Consider the following 18679-nt stretch of genomic DNA (forward strand, 5'->3'; position numbering starts at 1 on the left):
CCATCAAAAAATATCTTCGCAAATCTAAGGTTCATGAAGAGAGGGACGATTGTGTCGAAGGCACAATCAGGGTGAGTTTAAAAATATTGACCCAAATTTTGCTTTTGATTCTTCCATCGTTCCCTCGTTACAAACGAGGGGTAGGGTTCGTGTCATAGTGGTTTATTCCCAAAATCCGGAAATTTGCTAAGTTTGCGCAAAATTACAACGATGAACATTTCAGGGAGCTGGACATACAACGAAGATTTTGAATACGGCAATTCGGTAGGAGAGGTGGAACTTACGCAAACCGGCAACGAGGTAAGCGGTGTGTTTTCGTTTTCCGAAGCAGTGGAAAACAACTACAGCATTCAGGTGACCGAAAAAGTAAAAGGCACTATTGCCGACGGAAAATTGCTGTTGGAAAGCGTTGAAGTAAAAGCCCTGCAAAACGACCGCGAAATCAGTTACCTGCCCAATACTTTCGAAACGCACCGCATTACCGAAAACCAAATCATCGGCTCAACATTCGACAGCGAAGACGTGTGTGGCGTTTTTGTGCTGACGCGGAAAGCCTAGGCGCTGAAACAATTCATTTATCGGACAATGAAAAATCCAACCCGCACCGGGTTGTTAATCCCATTGCATATTTCTGTACTATTAGAATCAAACTCCGATGGAGTTTATCCATTAAACTAAAAAAATTCTACTGCCCCTCGTTTGCAACGAGGAGTAAAGGGGAATAAAAGCGATTGGTTTTATTTTTTGCACCGTGGCTTTAGCCCGGTGGTAAAAATGTAGTTAAGGAAAGGGCTTTAGCCGTTAAGGCGATTAAAGGCTAAAGCCTGTTTCCTGTTTTCATCAGGAATCACCGCCCTAAAGGACGGTGCAAAAAAAAGGACGCGCACAAGGCAACGTCCTTCAGTTTAAATATTAATCATTTAAAACACGAGTTTCTAAAAATATCTACGGTGTAGATGAGTTGTTCACTCCACAACAGGTTCAGTTTTATTTAATCGTTTACGAACTACTTCGTTGTTGTCGACAATAATTTCGGCAACGGTGCGGGCAAAGGTTCCGAAGGTTTCCACATCAACCACTTCCATGGCGCGTAGGTAGATTACAATCTTTTCGTTTACCAGTTTTAGTACCTCCACTTTTATTTCCGAAGCGGTTTGTTCGGTGCTTTCCTGTGCTTTTTCTTCTTCGTAAGCTATGCGCGCCGTTTCGAATGCAGTTTGTGCGGCTTGCAGGGCTGCAATTATTTCGGCGCACCCCGACAGTAAAGCTATCGCTTCCTGCATTTCGGGCGACGACAGGTCGGTAAGCATCGAGGTAATCAGCGACGATTCAATAGCATAGCTCTCTTTTGTTATTCCCATGCCATAGCGTTCTATAACGGCATTTACTTTTTCGGCTGCCGCACGAATGGCTGCGTCGGGGTGATGCAGAAAGCCCGCAACCAGGTAGAATAACGAGCGCAAAGGCTCATCGCGCTCTTCGTCTTTTTCCTCCAGGTTACTTTCGGCCTTAATGCGGTTTATCGATGCCGAAAGGCTGACCGATAGTGGTTCGAGGGCCGTAAACATAGCAGCCAAATGTACATCGCTTCGTAGTGATGTGTTCTTGTATGCTCCAATAATACGCATACTTGTTGCGTCAACTTCACTGACGCGACTGGTGCCTAAAAGTTTTTCAATCATGATTTTAATTTTGTTTGTTAGTTAACCATTGCATTCTGCTTGGGTAAGTTAGAAGTGCTTTGGTAATTAATTGAAAAAAAAGATAATACAATAAAACATAATAAGCAAATGATTAATATACGCATCGTAGTGAGTACGATTGAAGAATACTGCGTTGGTGGAGCATCGTAATGAGTACGATTGACGAAAACTGTGTTAGTGGGGCATCGTACTGAGTACGATTGAAGAAAACTGCGGTAGTGGAGCATCGTACTGAGTACGATTGGAGAAAACTACGGTAGTGGAGCATCTTAGTGAGTACGAATGTTGCTTAACGATTATGTAAAAATAAAATAGGATAGTTAATGATAAGTAAGCTGAATTCTGTTAATTTTAAACAGTTAAAAACCAAAATTACTGAATACATTGAACCCGACTCTTGCAAAAATAAAAACAAAAACCGGCCCGCTTTTCAATGTTAATACAAACATTATTAAAGTTTTACAGCAGTGCAGACTAAAATAATATGTATGTTGCATTGCAACATACACGTACGTTGTGCGGCATATGACAAAAACTACAAATGAATAAAGAATTGAATTTGATTTACCTAATATTTTTATTGACTCTTAACTTTTCTTGCGTTACAAAGGAAGAAGCCGATAAAGAAAAAAGCAAATCTGAATTGGTTAGTAAGTCATACTCTGACACTTTAAAATTTACCTATGGAATTAGTTCAATTTTCCAAGATAGTAAAGGAAATTATTGGTACGGAAGTCGTCAAGAAGGAGTAGCTATTTGTGACGGACAAACCTATAAGTATTTTACAAATAAGGAGGGTTTGCCAGATAATCAAATTCGTTCAATAAAGGAAGATAACAATGGGAATATTTGGTTTGAAACAGCAACTGGAATTAGTAGCTATGACGGAAAGAAAATCACAAATCATACTATGATTGGAAATGCAAACTCTCAAAATGAGTGGAGGAAAACTTCTAATGACCTTTGGTTTAGTGCAGGAAATAAGGAAGGAGTATATAAATATGATGGTCAAAGATTGAATTATTTAGCATTTCCCAATCCAAAAGTCATTAACCCCAATAATTTATATTCCGTGACAAGTATTTCAGAAGGGAAAAACAATATACTTTGGTTTGGTACTTACGCAGGTGTTTTTGGCTATAATGGAAGTGACTTTATAATTATCAATGATGAAACTCTCGAACTTGATATTGAAACAGAACCACTACATATTCGAAGCATTTTTGAAGACTCAAAAGGCAGACTATGGATTGGAAATAATGGAATAGGCGTATTATTGAAAGACGCTGACACAATTATTAACTTTTCTGAAAAGAATAATCTAATTCACCCGACAAGTTCAAGAAGAGGAGATAAGTCACAACCAGGCACACTTGAACACGTTTTTGCGATTGAGGAGGATGGAAAGGGAAATATTTGGTTTGGAGATAGAGATACAGGAGTTTGGAAATATGATGGTGATACTATTAAGAATTACACCGACAGTTTAGGACAATCGAATGATTTTGTTCATAGCATATACAAGGACAACAATGATGCTTTATGGTTTATACAGACTAACGGTAATGTATTCAAATTCAATGGAAAAACGTTTGACAAGCAATTTTAAGAAATACGACCGCACAACATTGGCTATACGTAATGCGGGTAAAGTGCTTATATGAAAACAATTACATTCAACAAACTTTTCGGTAAGCGGACAGTGAAGTGCCTTGAAATCCCGCACTACGCATAGCCGGGACCGTTAGCACCCAAAGAAATAAAAGGCATATATCAATAAACACCTACCAGGCAAAAAACAAATTTTATGAATAAGAAACTATTATTGACCTTCATTTTATTACTGGCAATTATTGGCTTTTCAACTGGATTTTATTTAAAGTTTATCAGATCATATTCCGACAATAAACTTCAGGTGGAGCAAACTAAAATTACAGGAGAAAAATCACAGAGACAGCCACGACTGGGAGAAATGATTAAGCTTATGAGTGAACTTGAAGATGAAGTAAAAGATTCGCAGAATAATTTCAAAAAAGCTGTTGTTAGTAAAAGTGATGCGTCAGAAACGAATAAAGAGACGTTAAAAAGACTAAAGACCATAAACTACACCTCAATCATCGTGATGGTTGTTTCAATAGTAATTGCCGGACTTATATCAACGAATTTAGTATTGAAAAAGAACTGATTTAATATGGAAAGAATAAAATCAATTACGGTTGGTATCAGCTTGTATATTGCATTGCGGCCGTAGATATTAGCACCCACTTTCCAACAAACAACCCACAAAAATGAAACAACAAAATCAATCAGAAATAAAAGATACAGAACAGTTCCCCGATGCCAAAAAAGCAAAATCGGCAGCAATAATAAATGCGGTATTCATCGGGTTTATGATCGGGATTGTAATCTACAGTATTTTCAAAAACACCCTGGGGCTGTTAACACTGATTCCGTTGTTTATTGCCTTCAAACTGATCAATAATTCGAAGAAAAAGAAAGCCACCGAAAAATGACAGGCTGTTGTAACCTTCAAGCACTTGTAACTATGTTGCGCACCTTATACCAACGTTTACTGCAAACCCAAAATCGGAAATAAAACGCAAAACGAAACGATTGTTTTTAGAGAATATGACCTGCAAAAACCGTTTTTCAAGCAAACGATTCATAACAAGCCAAAACCCTGAAATATGAGTATTTAAGCGCCTTGCAGCCGGGCATGGAATATTTGTTATAATAATTTGAACATATAGTCAAGTATTGGTAAGCCCATTATATCGACCGTTGGCAAGATGTTATCTAATTTTGAATTCGGAAGTTGACGCAAAGTCTAACCTCGTTAAAAACTTAAAATAAGAAATATGAAACTATTTAAGCCGATCGTTGGAATAATACTTGGAGTTTGTGCCTGGGGGACAAGCAACGTATTTGCACAAAGCGGTGATCAGATTTTGGATGGAATTGGCGAAACGGGATTGATTGCCCGTTACACCCTCGAAGAAAATGCCAAAGACTGGTCGAGAAACAATTTACATGGAAGCATCGAAGGCTCCGGTTACGAATTTGTTGACGACGAAGTATTCGACAAAGTAATTTCATTATCCGGCGACGGAAAAACGTATATAACCATTCCCGGCGAGTTACTGGCAGGCGAGGAGTCGCTAAGTATTTCGGCCTGGGTTAATTTGCGTTCGGCCGAAGGTGGTGCGCCACTTTTCGATTTTGGCAAAGACGGAAAATCGACTTTTTATGCTGCTCCTGCAGGCGAAAACGGTTACGTGTCGCAAGTGCTTGCCGGCACCAATACTTACACCGCCGGTTCGGAAGCTATAGAATTAAATAAATGGAACCATATAGTTGTAGTTGTTGATGTTCCAACAAAAACCTTTGCTACCTTCCTTAACGGCGAACAGGTTAGCGAAGTAAACGATGTTGAGGTAGAACTTAAACAATTGTTCGACAGCCGTAAAGGTAACGACGATCAGTTTGTTATCGGAAAATGGCTAACTTCAGGCGATGCCTCTATTGATGCTAAACTGCACGATTTCCGCATCTACCGAATTCCTTTAAACAGAAGACAAATTGGGTGGATCAACTTCAGCGCTTTGCACAAAGAGGAAGCCGAAGAGATGATGCGTAACCGACAAGAAGCCGAACTTCAGGAGTTTCCTGAATCGACACCACAGTTGTATAACGAGTATTTAACCAGCGTTCCAACTGTTGAAGTGGAAACCGAAGTGGGTTTTCTGCCTCGTTTGCCACGTTTTGTAAAAGGTGTTTACAGCAACGATTTCGACGGACCTGAAGTGCGTGTGCTTTGGCCTGCTCCGGAAGATAACAGCGAAGTACAAACTGCCGGAAAATACACCGTAACCGGACGCGTTGCCGGAACCGATATTCAGCCAAAAGCTATTGTTACTGTGGTTGAGCACAATCACGATCATGATGCTCCGCACCGCACCTTGGAGGCTTTTGATTTGGATGAGGTACAGTTAACTGAAGATACGCATAACCACGAAACAAAATTTGTAGAGAACCGCGATAAATTCGTTGACGGTTTGTTGGAAACCAATCCTGATAATTTCCTTTACATGTTCCGCAATGCATTTGGTCAGGAACAACCCGCAGGTGCCGAGCCTCTGGGCGTTTGGGACAGCCAGGAAACGAAACTTCGCGGTCATGCCACAGGTCACTACCTGAGTGCTTTGGCACAGGCTTATTCAAGTGCTGCTTACGATCCTGCCATTCAGGCTAAGTTTGCCGAAAAAATGGAATACATGGTGAATACCCTGTATGAATTGGCTCAACTGTCGGGAACTCCTAAAACTGCAGGCGGTGAGTCGGTAGCCGATCCGTTGGCCGTTCCTCCGGGACCGGGAAAAGATGGTTTTGATTCAGACTTAAGCGAAGATGGTATTCGTACCGACTACCAAAACTGGGGTAAAGGATTTATCAGTGCTTATCCACCGGATCAGTTTATTATGCTGGAACACGGCGCAAAATACGGAACCGATAACGACAAAGTTTGGGCACCCTACTATACGTTGCACAAGATTTTGGCCGGTTTAATGGATATTTACGAAGTGAGCGGCAACGAAAAAGCGCTTGACATTGTAGAAGGAATGGGCGACTGGGTACATGCACGTTTGAGTGTGGTACCAACCGAAACGCTGATCGACATCTGGAATACCTACATTGCCGGCGAATTTGGCGGTATGAACGAAGCACTGGCAAGATTAAGCCGCCTTACTAACGATAAGAGTTACCTGGAAACAGCGAAGTTATTCGATAACATCCGCGTATTTTTTGGCGATGCCGAACACTCGCACGGTCTGGCTAAAAACGTAGATATGTTCCGCGGATTGCATGCCAATCAGCACATCCCGCAAATTATGGGTGCGTTGGAGATCTATCGCGATTCAAAAGAGTCGGAATATTTCGATATTGCCGATAACTTCTGGAACAAAGCTACAGGCGATTACATGTACAGTATTGGTGGTGTTGCAGGAGCCCGTAACCCTGCCAACGCTGAATGTTTTACTGCTCAGCCGGCAACACTTTACGAGAACGGTTTTGCAGTAGGCGGACAGAACGAAACCTGTGCAACATACAACATGCTTAAATTAAGTCGCAACCTGTTCTTGTACAATCAGCAAGCCGAGTTGATGGATTATTACGAGCGCGGACTTTACAACCATATTCTGGCATCGGTTGATGAGCATACGCCTGCAAACACTTACCACGTGCCTTTACGTGCCGGTTCGGTAAAGCATTTTAGCAATGCACACATGGACGGTTTTACTTGTTGTAACGGTACTGCTATCGAGAGCAACACTAAATTGCAGAACTCGATCTATTTCCGCAGCGCAGATAACAAGGCTTTGTATGTAAACCTTTATGTGCCATCAACATTAAAATGGACCGATAACGATATTACTGTTACGCAAACAACAGCTTATCCGAAAGAAGATAATACAACATTAACCATCGGTGGTAGCGGCAAATTCGATTTGAATGTACGGGTACCACACTGGGCTACCAAAGGATTTTTTGTAACCGTTAACGGTAAGAAACAAGATATAAAAGCTGAACCGGGAACTTACCTTACTATCAGCCGCAAGTGGAAAGACGGTGATAAAGTTGAGTTGCGCATGCCATTCCACTTTTATTTAGAGCCGGTAATGGACCAGCAAAACGTTGCCAGTTTATTCTACGGACCGGTTTTACTGGCTGCCCAGGAAGAAGAGCCACGCAAAGAATGGCGTAAAGTAACGTTGGATGCAGAAGACATCAGCAAATCGATTTCAGTCGATCCTGAGAAGCTGGAGTTCGAAATTGAAGGAGTAGTTTACAAACCGTTCTACGAAACTTACGGACGTCATTCGGTTTACCTGGATGTAACTTTGAAATAGTTCCATCGCAATGGCAAATGATCTGATCGTTCCATCGCGAAAAAGATACGCGCTTTCATAAAAACAATTTATTAGTTTAAAATACCTGATTTTGTGTTAGGTTTCAAAAAGCCGCTTCGTTTGAAGCGGCTTTTTTTATGGCTATCGCCATTGCATAGCCCTACGGACTATGTTTAATAACTACGCATAGCCCTGCGGACTATGCTAAGGGACTTTGCACCTTTGGCGCCTATGTGCATGGCCCTACGGACCATGTTAATGGACTTTGCACCTTTGGCGCAAATAATTTGTGAAATTCCGAGTCTTTTGACAAAATGGAGCTCCAAAGGAGCGTCGTCATAGAGCCATGCCCGAAGGGCATGGTATGAGATATGAATCAAAAATAAGCGCCAAAGGTGCGAAGTGGTTTACACATTTTGTATTTTAGAAAGAAAATAAATGTTATGCCACAATCATTAGTCAAAAACTATATTCATTTAACCTTTAGTACGAAAAACCGGGAACCACTAATTATCGATTCAATAAAGACGGAATTATTCGATTATTTGGGAGGCGTTTGTAAAGAGCTTGAATCGCAGCCAATAATCGTTGGAGGAGTAAACGATCATGTTCATTTGTTGTTTAATCTATCGCGAAAAATAGCCCTTATGAGCCTTGTTGAGAAGTTGAAAACACACTCTTCGAAATGGATAAAAGGGAAGGGAGATGAGTTTGTTGATTTTTATTGGCAACATGGTTATGGTGCCTTTTCTGTTAATCCGAAGCAGGTTGAAATTGTGCGGGATTATATTCGTAATCAGGAAACACACCACCAAACAATAGCATTTAAGGAGGAATACCAACAATTTCTGAAAGAGTATGCGGTAGATTATGATGAGCGATTTGTTTGGGACTGATCTGGTCTACTACGCACCTTTGGCGCTTTATGGCTATCGCCATTTTTCATAGCCCTACGGACTATGTTAATGGACTTTGCACCTTTGGCGCAGTTGATTTGTTTCGAGAGGTGAGGTTTTGGGATATTTGAGCTCCAAAGGAGCGAGGTCTCCTAGCCTTGCCCATAGGGCAAGGCTGATAGGTTGAATCAAAAAAAAAGCGCCAAGGGGGCGAAGTATTTTTATGTCCATTCCATATCCACAAATTGAAGGTACCGGGAAAACATTTTGGGGTTGATTCCGTAAACAGGCATATCTTTTTTATTCCCTCTAAAGTTGTGTGGCCAGGCACATATTTATTCACCAAAAATCAACGTTATGAAAAAATTATGCATTTTTCTTATTGTCCTTTTTGGAGTATTTGCCTGCGATGCTCCTTTCGAAGAAGAATCCGAAATGGATTTAAAATCCGGTAAAATGGTTGAACGAACCATTAAGTTTCAGAAAGCAAGTGGCGTTATGGAAGTGGTTGTTAACCCGGATGCCTGTACTGATACGGGCTTGGAAATGGTTATTACCGGAGGCGGTAATGCCACATTCCTGGGGAATTTTACTGTTTATAATTACCTCTGTATTGATGCTGACGCAAATCCCGTTTCTCCAATATTTGGAGAGTTAACAGCTGCCAATGGAGATATGATTTATACCTGGGTAATCACAGAGCCATGGGTAGATGAAGATGGTATGCACTATCTATACGAAATTAGGGAAGGAATGTGTACCGGAAGATTTGAAGGCGCTACCGGATATATTGATATGTATGGAGTAATTGATCATGAAACCATGACCTGGGAATTGGAAGGAGAAGGTTTAATTACCTTTTAGCGCTTATACGCATAGCCCTGCGGACTATGCTAAAAGAAAGACATTGCACCTTTGGCGCAAAGAAATAGGCACAAAAAAAGCCGCTTCAAAACGAAGCGGCTTTTCTATATAGCTTGAATAATTTCTATTCTTCACCTTCTTCTTCAGGTTTTGAATAATCCATAGCTGCCATACGCTGGTATGACGCGTAACGCCATTTTGCGTTTTCTTCAGCAGCTGCAAATAATTCATCAGCCTCAGCAGGGAACGATTTCTTCAATGAAGTATAACGAACCTCACCGTTCAGGAAGTCTTGGAATTGGCTCCATTCCGGAGTTTTAGAATCCAATTGGAATGGGTTTTTACCCTCGTCTTCCAATAGTGGATTGTAGCGGAACAAGTGCCAGTATCCTGACGATACAGCTTTTTTCTCCTCTTCCTGGGTACGTCCCATGCTGGCACGTAATCCGTGGTTGATACATGGAGAATAAGCGATAATGATAGAAGGACCTGGATAAGCCTCTGCCTCTTTCAGTGCTTTAAAGTACTGCGACTGGTTAGCTCCCATTGCTACTTGTGCAACGTATACGTAACCGTAGCTCATCATCATTGCGCCAAGGTCTTTTTTACGTACTTTTTTACCCGATGCAGCAAATTTAGCAACTGCTCCAACCGGAGTAGATTTAGACGACTGACCACCGGTGTTAGAGTAAACCTCGGTATCCATTACCAATACGTTTACATCTTCGCCGCTTGCCATTACGTGATCTAAACCACCGTAACCGATGTCGTATGCCCATCCGTCGCCACCGAATACCCAAATCGATTTTTTAACCAGGTATTGTTTCAACGACATAATGTCTTTTGCATATTGGCTGTCGCTGTCTTTAATTACATCCAATACTTTGTTGGTTGCAACAACTGATCCTGCAGCAATATCTTTTTTCTCCAGCCATTCGCCAAATACTTCTTTCTCAGCTTCAGAAGCACCATTTGAAAGGGCAGTAGTCATAATTTCTGCAATACGATCGCGTTGTGCGCTAACACCTTCAGCGAAACCAAAACCGTACTCGGCGTTGTCTTCGAACAATGAGTTAGCCCAAGCCGGACCATGACCAGACTCTTTGTGTTTACAGTATGGAGTTGACGGAGCAGAACCACCATAGATTGAAGAACAACCTGTAGCGTTGGCAACCATCATTCTTTCACCGTAAAGCTGAGTGATCAATTTAATGTATGGAGTTTCACCACAACCTGCACAAGCTCCCGAGAACTCGAACAATGGCTGAGCAAACTGTGAGTTTTTAACTGATTTTGTTTTGTCAACAACAGTCTCTTTAACAGTAACTTTTTTGTCCATGAAATCCCAACGACCAACTTCAGCCTGCTGAGATGCAAGTGGCTTCATTACAAGCGATTTCACTTTCGATGGACAAACATCGGCACAGTTACCACAACCTGTACAGTCGAGTGGCGATACCTGGATACGGAAATTCAATCCACCAAATACTTTTGCCGGAGTTGCTGTTTTTGTTTCGGTTCCTGCAGGTGCTGCTTCAACCTCTTCTTCTGTCATCAGGAACGGACGAATAGCCGCGTGAGGACAAACGTAAGCACACTGGTTACACTGAATACAGTTTTCCGACTGCCATTCAGGAACGTTTACTGCGATACCACGTTTTTCGTAAGCTGCTGTTCCAAGTGGGAATTGTCCATCTTCTGAACCTGCAAAAGTAGAAACAGGAAGATCATCACCTTTTTGTGCGTTGATTACGTCAACCACTTTAGTAATGTATTCCGGACGGTCGGCATCAACAGCTGCTTCATCAGCAACAACGATGTCTTTCCATTCAGCAGGAACTTCAACTTTCACTACGTTTTTACCACCGGCGTCAACCGCTGCGTAGTTCATGTTTACAATGTGCTCACCTTTTTTACCGTACGATTTTACAATGGCAGCTTTCATTTGCTCAACAGCCATTTCGTAAGGAATTACCTCAGTAATTTTAAAGAAAGCCGATTGCATAATAGTGTTGGTACGAGTTCCCAAACCAATCTCTTCACCCAGTTTTGTACCGTTAATGATGTAGAAATTAATTTCGTTCTCGGCCAAATACTTCTTCATTGCATCAGGCAACTGCTTTTTGGTTTCTTCTGCGTCGTTAATCGAGTTCAGCAAGAAAGAACCACCTTTTTTCAGGCCTTTCAGCACGTCGTACATATTTACATATGCCGGAACGTGACAAGCAACAAAGTCAGGAGTGGTAACAAGGTAAGTTGATCGGATTGGTTTATCCCCGAAGCGTAAGTGTGAACAAGTGAAACCTCCCGACTTTTTCGAGTCGTACTGGAAGTATCCCTGACATGATTTATCTGTTGAGTCACCAATAATTTTAATCGAGTTTTTGTTTGCACCAACAGTACCGTCAGAACCCAAACCGTAGAATTTAGCCTGGTAAGTTCCTTCCGGAGTCATGTTGATTTCTTCTTTCAATGGAAGTGATTTGAATGTCACATCATCAACGATACCAATTGTGAAGTTGCCTTTTGGCTCTTTCATTTCAAGGTTTTCGTAAACTGAAAGAATTTGTGAAGGAGTAGTATCTTTTGATCCTAAACCGTAACGACCACCAACAATTACAGGAGCATCTGCTTTTCCGTAGAATTGTGATTGAACGTCAAGGAATAATGGCTCCCCGGTTGATCCCGGCTCAGCAGCACGGTCTAATACAGCAATACGTTTTACTGAATCAGGTAATGCTTCAACAAAGTGTTTTGCTGAGAATGGACGGAACAAGTGTACCGAAATTAAACCAACTTTTTTGCCTTGAGCAGTTAAGTAGTCGATAGTTTCTTTAATGGTTTCAGTAACCGAACCCATAGCAATAATTACGTTTTCAGCATCAGGTGCACCGTAATAAGTGAAAGGACGGTATGTTCTGCCAGTAATTTTGCTGATTTCATCCATGTAGTCAGCTACGATATCAGGAACTGCATCGTAAAATTTGTTTGCTGATTCTTTTGCCTGGAAGAAAATATCAGGGTTTTGAGCTGTACCGCGGGTTACCGGATTTTCTGGATTTAACGCACGATTGCGGAATTCCTGAATAGCTTCCATGTCAACCAAAGGAACAATGTCTTCCTGAGCGATAGCTTCAATTTTCTGAACCTCGTGTGAAGTACGGAATCCATCAAAGAAAGCCAGGAAAGGAACTCTAGATTTCAATGTAGCCAGGTGAGCAACACCTGCAAGGTCCATTTCTTCCTGTACCGAACCTGAAGCCAACATTGCAAAACCTGTTTGACGGGCAGCGTAAACGTCGCTGTGGTCGCCAAAAATTGATAATGCGTGACCGGCTAAGGCACGTGCACTTACGTGAAATACTGTTGGTAATAACTCACCTGCAATTTTGTACATGTTAGGGATCATTAACAACAATCCCTGTGATGCAGTGTAAGTAGAAGTTAAGGCACCCGATTGCAGCGCTCCGTGAACAGCACCGGCAGCACCGGCTTCACTTTGCATTTCTGCCAAACGTACTGGGCGACCAAACATATTTTTCTTTCCAAAAGCAGCCCATTCATCAACGTACTCTGCCATTGTTGACGACGGAGTGATCGGATAAATACAGGCGACTTCGCTGAACATGTAACTCATATACGCTGCTGCGTAGTTACCGTCACATGTAACCATCTTTTTTTGTTTTGCCATCTTTATTCGTCTTTAATTTATTTAGTTTAAAATTGATATTTTTTCTCGTTACTCGATTCGCGACCAGGTATCCAGTTGAGCGAAGCGAAATCCCGACCGCAAGCGTCGGGGCATCTAGTACAGGAATCCAAAGAGCCATAAAGGAATTTTGTTTCCTTGCCCAACCTCAATTACATCCGAGGCAGCGTAAATTCCTTTTTCGGGTTTCAGTTTTCGTCCGCCAACATTGAATTTGTACTTTCCGTTGACGCAAAAATCGGCAACCGGCGATTTCGCCAGCTGGCATACATAGCCTACCTGGTTATAAAAGAACGTTTGTCTAACCGTGGCTTTATCAAAGTTATTCGGAGCAATAGCGTTTAGCAGGTTTGTATTTTGCATGTACACTTTGTCCGGTTTCTTCATCTGGTCATCATCACTTCCGCCGTTCTCATAAAGCAGGTTGATGAGTCGGGCGTGCTTCAAATATTTCAGGTAATTCATAATTGTTGCACGCGACGTTTCAACCGAAGTTGCTAATTTACTAACATTTGGAGTAAAAGGCGTTTCTGAAGCAATGATGTGCAACAGCTTTCTGAGTTTTGGAAGGTATTTAAATTCAATCTGGTTGATGTACGGAACATCGATCTCCAATGCCAGGTTGATATTCTTCAACAACTTATCGATATAAAAATTCGGATCGTGAATGTAGTAGGGGAAATAACCATGTCGCAAATAATCGTCGAAATAAGCCAGCGGCCTGATTTCGTCAACCACTTTCTGAGCAATTTCAATGTGGTTGTTCAGTATTTCCTCTAAAGTATATGTTTTAAAATTGCTTCCTGTTTCATGATTCAGGTACTCGCGAAACGACAATCCTTCGAGATGGTAAATGCTTGCCATTCCTTCTAAATCAGGATTGTCCTCGGTAATACGCAATACCGGCGACGAAGTGAAAATAATTTTCAGGTCAGGAATTTCATCCAGACATTTCCGCAAATCGGCCGACCAGTCGGGGTACTTTTGAATCTGATCGAGCAACAATAATTTTCCACCACGTTTTGCAAATTCGTCGGCAAACGAACTGATCTTACGTTTTGTGAAATAAAAATTATTCAGGTTAAGATAAAGTGCTTCGTTGCTGTCGGGGTGATGTGTTTTTATGTAGTCGAGCAAAAATGTTGTTTTTCCAACACTCCTGAATCCTTTGATACAGATAAGCCTTTGGTCCCAATCGATATTGTTCATCAGCTCTCTCTGGATGGTATCTTTCGAACCCTGAAGTAATGACTTATGTACTTGTTGAAAAAATTCCAATGTTTACGATTTTAGATTAAATTGAGTTGTGTCGATTTTGTAATCTCCACATAGCAAATTTAATAAATTAGTGTAAGGTCTGCATGTTTATTTTGTCTATGTGACAAAAATCATAAATGGTTAATATTGGGTTAATCTTCAGCTAACTTACACCAAGCCAGAGAATCCCATAAAAGCCATTGCAAGAATACCTGCAGCTATTAACGCAATTGGTGTACCTTTTAATCCTTTGGGTACATCTTGCAGATCGAGGTGCTCGCGAATACCGGCAAAAATGATCAGTGCCAGTCCAAAACCTATTGCATGCGATGTTGAAAATATTACGCCTTCCAAAAGGTTAAATTCGTTTTGCACAGTAAGAATTGCCACACCCAAAATAGCACAGTTGGTTGTAATAAGCGGCAGGAAAATTCCCAGCGCCTGGTAGAGTGGAGGACTTACTTTTTTCAGAATGATCTCCACCATTTGCACCAACGATGCAATTACCAAAATAAAGGCTATGGTTTGCAAAAATCCTAATCCGAATTTCTCCAACACATAGTTTTGTATCAGGTAAGTTACAATTGTTGCCAGAATCATTACAAAGGCAACAGCGCCGGTCATACCAATACCGGTCGACACTTTTTTGGAAACACCCAAAAACGGGCAAATTCCCAAAAACTGCATTAAAACAATGTTGTTTACAAGTATGGCGCCTATTACAATTACTAAATAGTTCATTTTCTATCCTCCTAATTCTTTTTCATTCGGTTGATTAGTGCGATCAGGTATCCAAGAACAATAAATGCTCCCGGAGCCAGCACAAATACAAGGGTTACGTAATTCTCGGGGTAAATGGTAATGTTGAACAATTTACCGCTTCCCAGAATTTCTCTGATACTTCCGAGTAAAACCAGGGCGAATGTAAATCCCAGTCCAATTCCCAGTCCGTCGACTGCTGAAGAGCCAACATTGTTTTTTGATGCGAAAGCTTCAGCACGACCTAACACGATACAGTTTACCACGATTAACGGAATAAACAGCCCCAGACTTTTGTACAAGGCAGGAACAAATGCCTGCATTAACAATTGTACAACCGTAACAAACGCAGCAATAATTACAATAAAACTCGGAATTCTGACTTTCTCGGGAATGGCATTTTTTACCAGCGACACTACAATGTTCGACATCAGCAAAACAAAAGTAGTGGCCAGTCCCATGCCAAGTCCGTTAATTGCCGACGAGGTTACACCCAATGTTGGGCACATTCCCAGCAGCAGTACAAATACCGGATTTTCTTTTAAGAAGCCTTTTGAAAAGTTTTTCCACTGATTCATAACACGAAATTATTGTCCGGAATCTCCGGTGGTTTTATTGTTTTTATAAGTACTGTACGCTCTTGTTAATGCATCAAGAAATGCACGTGAGCTAATTGTAGAAGCGGTAATCGCATCAATGTCTCCTCCGTCTTTCGACACGGTAAAATTGGTCGTTTCCGGATTTTTACCGATTACATACTGATTTGGTTTTTCAGGATTGCTGAACCAAACACCCATTTTTGATCCTAAACCCGGTGTTTCGGCATGTTCCAAAACTGAATAACCCGAAAAGTTACCGTCTTTATCGATACCCGCCATAATGGAAATAAATCCGCTGAAACCACTTTTTGTATAGGTTTTTATGGCTGTTCCTACCAATTCTCCGTTTTTATAAGCCGGAAAAAATTCTAATGAGTCTTGTCCTTCTCCCGGACTTAAAACCATTGTTTCTCCCAACTCGTCAAATTCGGGCAATACTGTTTTAATTGCCTCGGTTTGTGCTTTTAATTTTGCCACTTCGATAGGGCCTTTTGTAAAATCGTATACAAAACCCAAAACTGCTGCAGCAATACCTGTTACCAGAACAAGCGTAAGCACCATATTTATAAAACTCGATTCTCGTTTTGCCATTTTACTGTCCTCCAAATCGTTTAGGTTTAACATACATGTTGATCAGTGGCACAAACGCATTCATAATCAGAATTGCGAACGAAATACCTTCGGGATAAGCGCCAAACATACGAATGGAGATTGTGATCAAACCAATTCCAACACCGTAGATCAGTTGTCCTTTTCCGGTCATTGGAGAAGTTACCATATCGGTTGCCATAAATATGGCTCCCAACATTAAACCTCCGGTAAATATGTGGTAAACCGGGTTTACATACATTTCAGGGTTTGCCACCCAGAAAATACCCGAAACCACCATGACAGTAAGTATAATCGATACCGGCGTTTGCCAGGTAATCACTTTCTTCCAAAGCATATAAAGCCCACCGATGATCAACAATATTGCTGATATTTCACCCATCGATCCGTGATTGAAACCAATGGCCATGTCGGATAAATTAGGCAGCCCCTGAAGTTGCGAAACCGGAATGCCGTTTTTAATACCTTCTTTAATTACGGCCAGTGGTGTAGCTGCCGAAACAGCATCAACTTCCATCATTCGTGTTACAGGCCACGATGTCATTTGCACCGGGAACGAGATCAACAGGAAAACCCTGCCTACCAGCGCCGGGTTAAACACGTTCGATCCTAAACCACCAAACGAAAGTTTACCAACTCCCATGGCTGCAATCGCACCAATAATAATGATCCACCAGGGAAGACTTACTGGCACATTAAATGCCAAAAGTACACCGGTGATCAAAGCCGACCCGTCAGTAAGACTGGGCTTTACCTTCATTATATATTTCTGAATGAGGAATTCGATAGCCAGACAGGACAGGACTGATATTAATCCCACGCGAACGGCATCGAGGCCAAACATATAAATACCCCAGATCATGGCCGGAATCATCGCATAAACTACCCGAAGCATAATCTTCTGGGTTGATTCGCTCGAATGAACGTGCGGTGATGGTGAAACTGTTAATAATTTACTCATTACTCAGTTGTTTGTTTTTCTTTCTTCTTGTCATTCCGAATCGTTGGTTGACGAACAGGATGACGATTGGTTTGATTTTTATTTTTTACGTGAACGAATCATCGCTCCAACTTTTCCTTTTCCAAAACGGATATAATCGAGCAGCGGACGACTTGACGGACAAGTGTAACTGCATGAGCCACATTCAATACAATCCATTATGCGTTCGTTTTCTGCACGATCGAAAATTTGTTTTTCACCTAAAGTCATCAGTAAGTATGGCTCCAGTCCCATTGGGCAAACCGATGTACAACGCGAGCAGCGAATACAGGCTTGTATTTCTTCGCGTTTACTTTCTTCTTCCTGCATCAGAAGAAGTCCTGAAGTCCCTTTTGTTACGGGAACATCGAGCGAAGCAATAGCACGCCCCATCATTGGGCCACCACTGATAATTTTACCTGTGTTCTCTGGAAGACCGCCGGCTGCTTCAATCAATTCTGATGTCGCAGTTCCAACACGAACCATAAAGTTTGATGGTTTTTCAACGCCTTTTCCGGTTACGGTAACCACGCGCTCAAACAATGGTTTATTTTTCTGAATGGCTTCGTAAACGGCAAAAGCGGTACCTACGTTGCTTACAACAGCACCAACTGCAATTGGCAGAGCTCCCGAAGGAACTTCTTTTCCTGTAACCGCATTGATTAGCTGTTTTTCACCTCCCTGCGGGTACTGTACCTTAAGTGGCTGAACGCTCACGCCTGTATAAGCACTGCATTTTTCATTCAGCAGTTTAATGGCATCGGGCTTGTTGTTTTCAATACCGATAACCGCTTTGTCAACGCCCATCGCTTTCATCAGCAGCTGGATTCCCACCATAATTTCGTCGGCTTTTTCCAGCATCAAACGGTGGTCCGAAGTCAGGTAAGGTTCGCACTCCACGCCGTTAATCAACAGCACTTCGGCTTTCATTCCTTTTGGCGGCACCAGTTTTACGTGGGTAGGGAAGGTTGCGCCCCCCAAACCAACGATTCCGGCATCCTGAATCTTTTTCACGATATCAGGCCCGTCAACTGAAATTTCCTTAACCAAATCTTCCGAGCGGTCGATTCCTTCACCCCATTCATCGCCATCTACGGCAATAAAAATACCTTGTTTCGGGTAGCCCGAACTGTCGGCTGAAAAATCAACCTTGGTAACTTTTCCTGATACCGATGAGTGAATGTTTGTAGAAACAAAACTGCTGCTTTGTGCAATTACCTGTCCTACTTTTACCTCGTCGCCTTTTTTCACTACCGGAGTAGATGGAGCACCAATGTGCTGGGCAACCGGGATAAACACTGTTTTTGGAAGTGGCAGGACCTCGATCTTTTTATCTTTCGATAACTTATTTTCGGGAGGATGTACTCCGCCTATTTTGAACGTCTTCAACATCCT

At 41.8% G+C, this 18679-nt stretch carries 15 protein-coding genes; 7 read left to right on the plus strand and 8 right to left on the minus strand.

Translation table 11 applies throughout. From position 1 onward, the window contains the following. Positions 1 to 210: 210 nt before the first annotated feature. Positions 211 to 558, plus strand: coding sequence for a hypothetical protein (locus QZ576_RS19285; protein ID WP_297100178.1), 348 nt, complete (start codon positions 211 to 213; stop codon positions 556 to 558). Positions 559 to 965: 407 nt separating this feature from the next. Here QZ576_RS19285 and QZ576_RS19290 read toward each other — a convergent pair whose 3' ends face one another. After that, positions 966 to 1682, minus strand: coding sequence for a DUF6261 family protein (locus tag QZ576_RS19290; RefSeq protein WP_297100181.1), 717 nt, complete (start codon positions 1680 to 1682; stop codon positions 966 to 968). A gap of 562 nt (positions 1683 to 2244) precedes the next feature. Here QZ576_RS19290 and QZ576_RS19295 point away from each other — a divergent pair. From QZ576_RS19295 to QZ576_RS19320, 6 genes are all read left to right on the plus strand, one after another. After that, positions 2245 to 3312: a two-component regulator propeller domain-containing protein gene (locus QZ576_RS19295; protein ID WP_297100183.1), complete on the plus strand. Its 1068-nt coding sequence runs from the start codon at positions 2245 to 2247 to the stop codon at positions 3310 to 3312. A gap of 198 nt (positions 3313 to 3510) precedes the next feature. Next, entirely contained in the window at positions 3511 to 3888 is a 378-nt protein-coding gene (locus tag QZ576_RS19300; protein WP_297100185.1) for a hypothetical protein, read from the plus strand. Between the two features lie 103 nt (positions 3889 to 3991). After that, positions 3992 to 4216 (plus strand): hypothetical protein, encoded by a 225-nt coding sequence (locus QZ576_RS19305; RefSeq protein WP_297100187.1) that lies wholly within the window; start codon positions 3992 to 3994, stop codon positions 4214 to 4216. Positions 4217 to 4561: 345 nt separating this feature from the next. Then, positions 4562 to 7612: a beta-L-arabinofuranosidase domain-containing protein gene (locus QZ576_RS19310; protein ID WP_297100189.1), complete on the plus strand. Its 3051-nt coding sequence runs from the start codon at positions 4562 to 4564 to the stop codon at positions 7610 to 7612. 443 nt (positions 7613 to 8055) lie between these two features. After that, a complete protein-coding gene (tnpA, locus tag QZ576_RS19315; protein WP_297100191.1) occupies positions 8056 to 8508 on the plus strand; it encodes an IS200/IS605 family transposase in 453 nt (150 codons plus the stop codon). A gap of 357 nt (positions 8509 to 8865) precedes the next feature. Further along, the gene (locus QZ576_RS19320; protein ID WP_297100193.1) at positions 8866 to 9372 is read left to right on the plus strand and encodes a hypothetical protein; all 507 of its coding nucleotides are present in this window, start codon (positions 8866 to 8868) and stop codon (positions 9370 to 9372) included. A gap of 124 nt (positions 9373 to 9496) precedes the next feature. Here the strand turns inward: QZ576_RS19320 and nifJ are convergent, their stop codons facing one another. From nifJ to rsxC, 7 genes are all read right to left on the minus strand, one after another. Next, a complete protein-coding gene (gene nifJ, locus QZ576_RS19325; RefSeq protein WP_297100194.1) occupies positions 9497 to 13063 on the minus strand; it encodes a pyruvate:ferredoxin (flavodoxin) oxidoreductase in 3567 nt (1188 codons plus the stop codon). Positions 13064 to 13177: 114 nt separating this feature from the next. Continuing rightward, entirely contained in the window at positions 13178 to 14359 is a 1182-nt protein-coding gene (locus tag QZ576_RS19330) for an AAA family ATPase (RefSeq protein WP_297100196.1), read from the minus strand. A 147-nt stretch (positions 14360 to 14506) separates the two neighbouring features. After that, positions 14507 to 15079: an electron transport complex subunit RsxA gene (gene rsxA, locus QZ576_RS19335; RefSeq protein ID WP_163345682.1), complete on the minus strand. Its 573-nt coding sequence runs from the start codon at positions 15077 to 15079 to the stop codon at positions 14507 to 14509. 11 nt (positions 15080 to 15090) lie between these two features. Further along, positions 15091 to 15675, minus strand: a complete 585-nt coding sequence (rsxE, locus tag QZ576_RS19340; protein WP_297100200.1) for an electron transport complex subunit RsxE — start codon at positions 15673 to 15675, stop codon at positions 15091 to 15093. Between the two features lie 9 nt (positions 15676 to 15684). Next, positions 15685 to 16302 (minus strand): RnfABCDGE type electron transport complex subunit G, encoded by a 618-nt coding sequence (locus tag QZ576_RS19345; RefSeq protein WP_217642974.1) that lies wholly within the window; start codon positions 16300 to 16302, stop codon positions 15685 to 15687. Next, positions 16289 to 17266: an RnfABCDGE type electron transport complex subunit D gene (locus QZ576_RS19350; protein WP_297100205.1), complete on the minus strand. Its 978-nt coding sequence runs from the start codon at positions 17264 to 17266 to the stop codon at positions 16289 to 16291. The genes QZ576_RS19345 and QZ576_RS19350 overlap by 14 nt, the downstream gene beginning before the upstream one ends. Before the next feature lie 78 nt (positions 17267 to 17344). Next, positions 17345 to 18676, minus strand: coding sequence for an electron transport complex subunit RsxC (gene rsxC, locus QZ576_RS19355; RefSeq protein WP_297100208.1), 1332 nt, complete (start codon positions 18674 to 18676; stop codon positions 17345 to 17347). Positions 18677 to 18679: the final 3 nt, after the last annotated feature.

Source organism: uncultured Draconibacterium sp. (assembly GCF_913060805.1).
In the GTDB taxonomy this organism is placed as follows: domain Bacteria; phylum Bacteroidota; class Bacteroidia; order Bacteroidales; family Prolixibacteraceae; genus Draconibacterium.

Excerpts from the sequence above, each read along its gene's own strand:
- QZ576_RS19305 (WP_297100187.1), top strand. The coding sequence starts at position 3,992 with ATGAAACAACAAAATCAATCAGAAATAAAAGATACAGAACAGTTCCCC.
- QZ576_RS19320 (WP_297100193.1), top strand. The coding sequence starts at position 8,866 with ATGAAAAAATTATGCATTTTTCTTATTGTCCTTTTTGGAGTATTTGCC.
- QZ576_RS19300 (WP_297100185.1), top strand. The coding sequence starts at position 3,511 with ATGAATAAGAAACTATTATTGACCTTCATTTTATTACTGGCAATTATT.
- rsxE (WP_297100200.1), bottom strand. The coding sequence starts at position 15,675 with ATGAATCAGTGGAAAAACTTTTCAAAAGGCTTCTTAAAAGAAAATCCG.
- QZ576_RS19285 (WP_297100178.1), top strand. The coding sequence starts at position 211 with ATGAACATTTCAGGGAGCTGGACATACAACGAAGATTTTGAATACGGC.
- tnpA (WP_297100191.1), top strand. The coding sequence starts at position 8,056 with ATGCCACAATCATTAGTCAAAAACTATATTCATTTAACCTTTAGTACG.
- rsxA (WP_163345682.1), bottom strand. The coding sequence starts at position 15,079 with ATGAACTATTTAGTAATTGTAATAGGCGCCATACTTGTAAACAACATT.
- QZ576_RS19350 (WP_297100205.1), bottom strand. The coding sequence starts at position 17,266 with ATGAGTAAATTATTAACAGTTTCACCATCACCGCACGTTCATTCGAGC.
- rsxC (WP_297100208.1), bottom strand. The coding sequence starts at position 18,676 with ATGTTGAAGACGTTCAAAATAGGCGGAGTACATCCTCCCGAAAATAAG.
- QZ576_RS19310 (WP_297100189.1), top strand. The coding sequence starts at position 4,562 with ATGAAACTATTTAAGCCGATCGTTGGAATAATACTTGGAGTTTGTGCC.
- QZ576_RS19295 (WP_297100183.1), top strand. The coding sequence starts at position 2,245 with ATGAATAAAGAATTGAATTTGATTTACCTAATATTTTTATTGACTCTT.
- nifJ (WP_297100194.1), bottom strand. The coding sequence starts at position 13,063 with ATGGCAAAACAAAAAAAGATGGTTACATGTGACGGTAACTACGCAGCA.
- QZ576_RS19290 (WP_297100181.1), bottom strand. The coding sequence starts at position 1,682 with ATGATTGAAAAACTTTTAGGCACCAGTCGCGTCAGTGAAGTTGACGCA.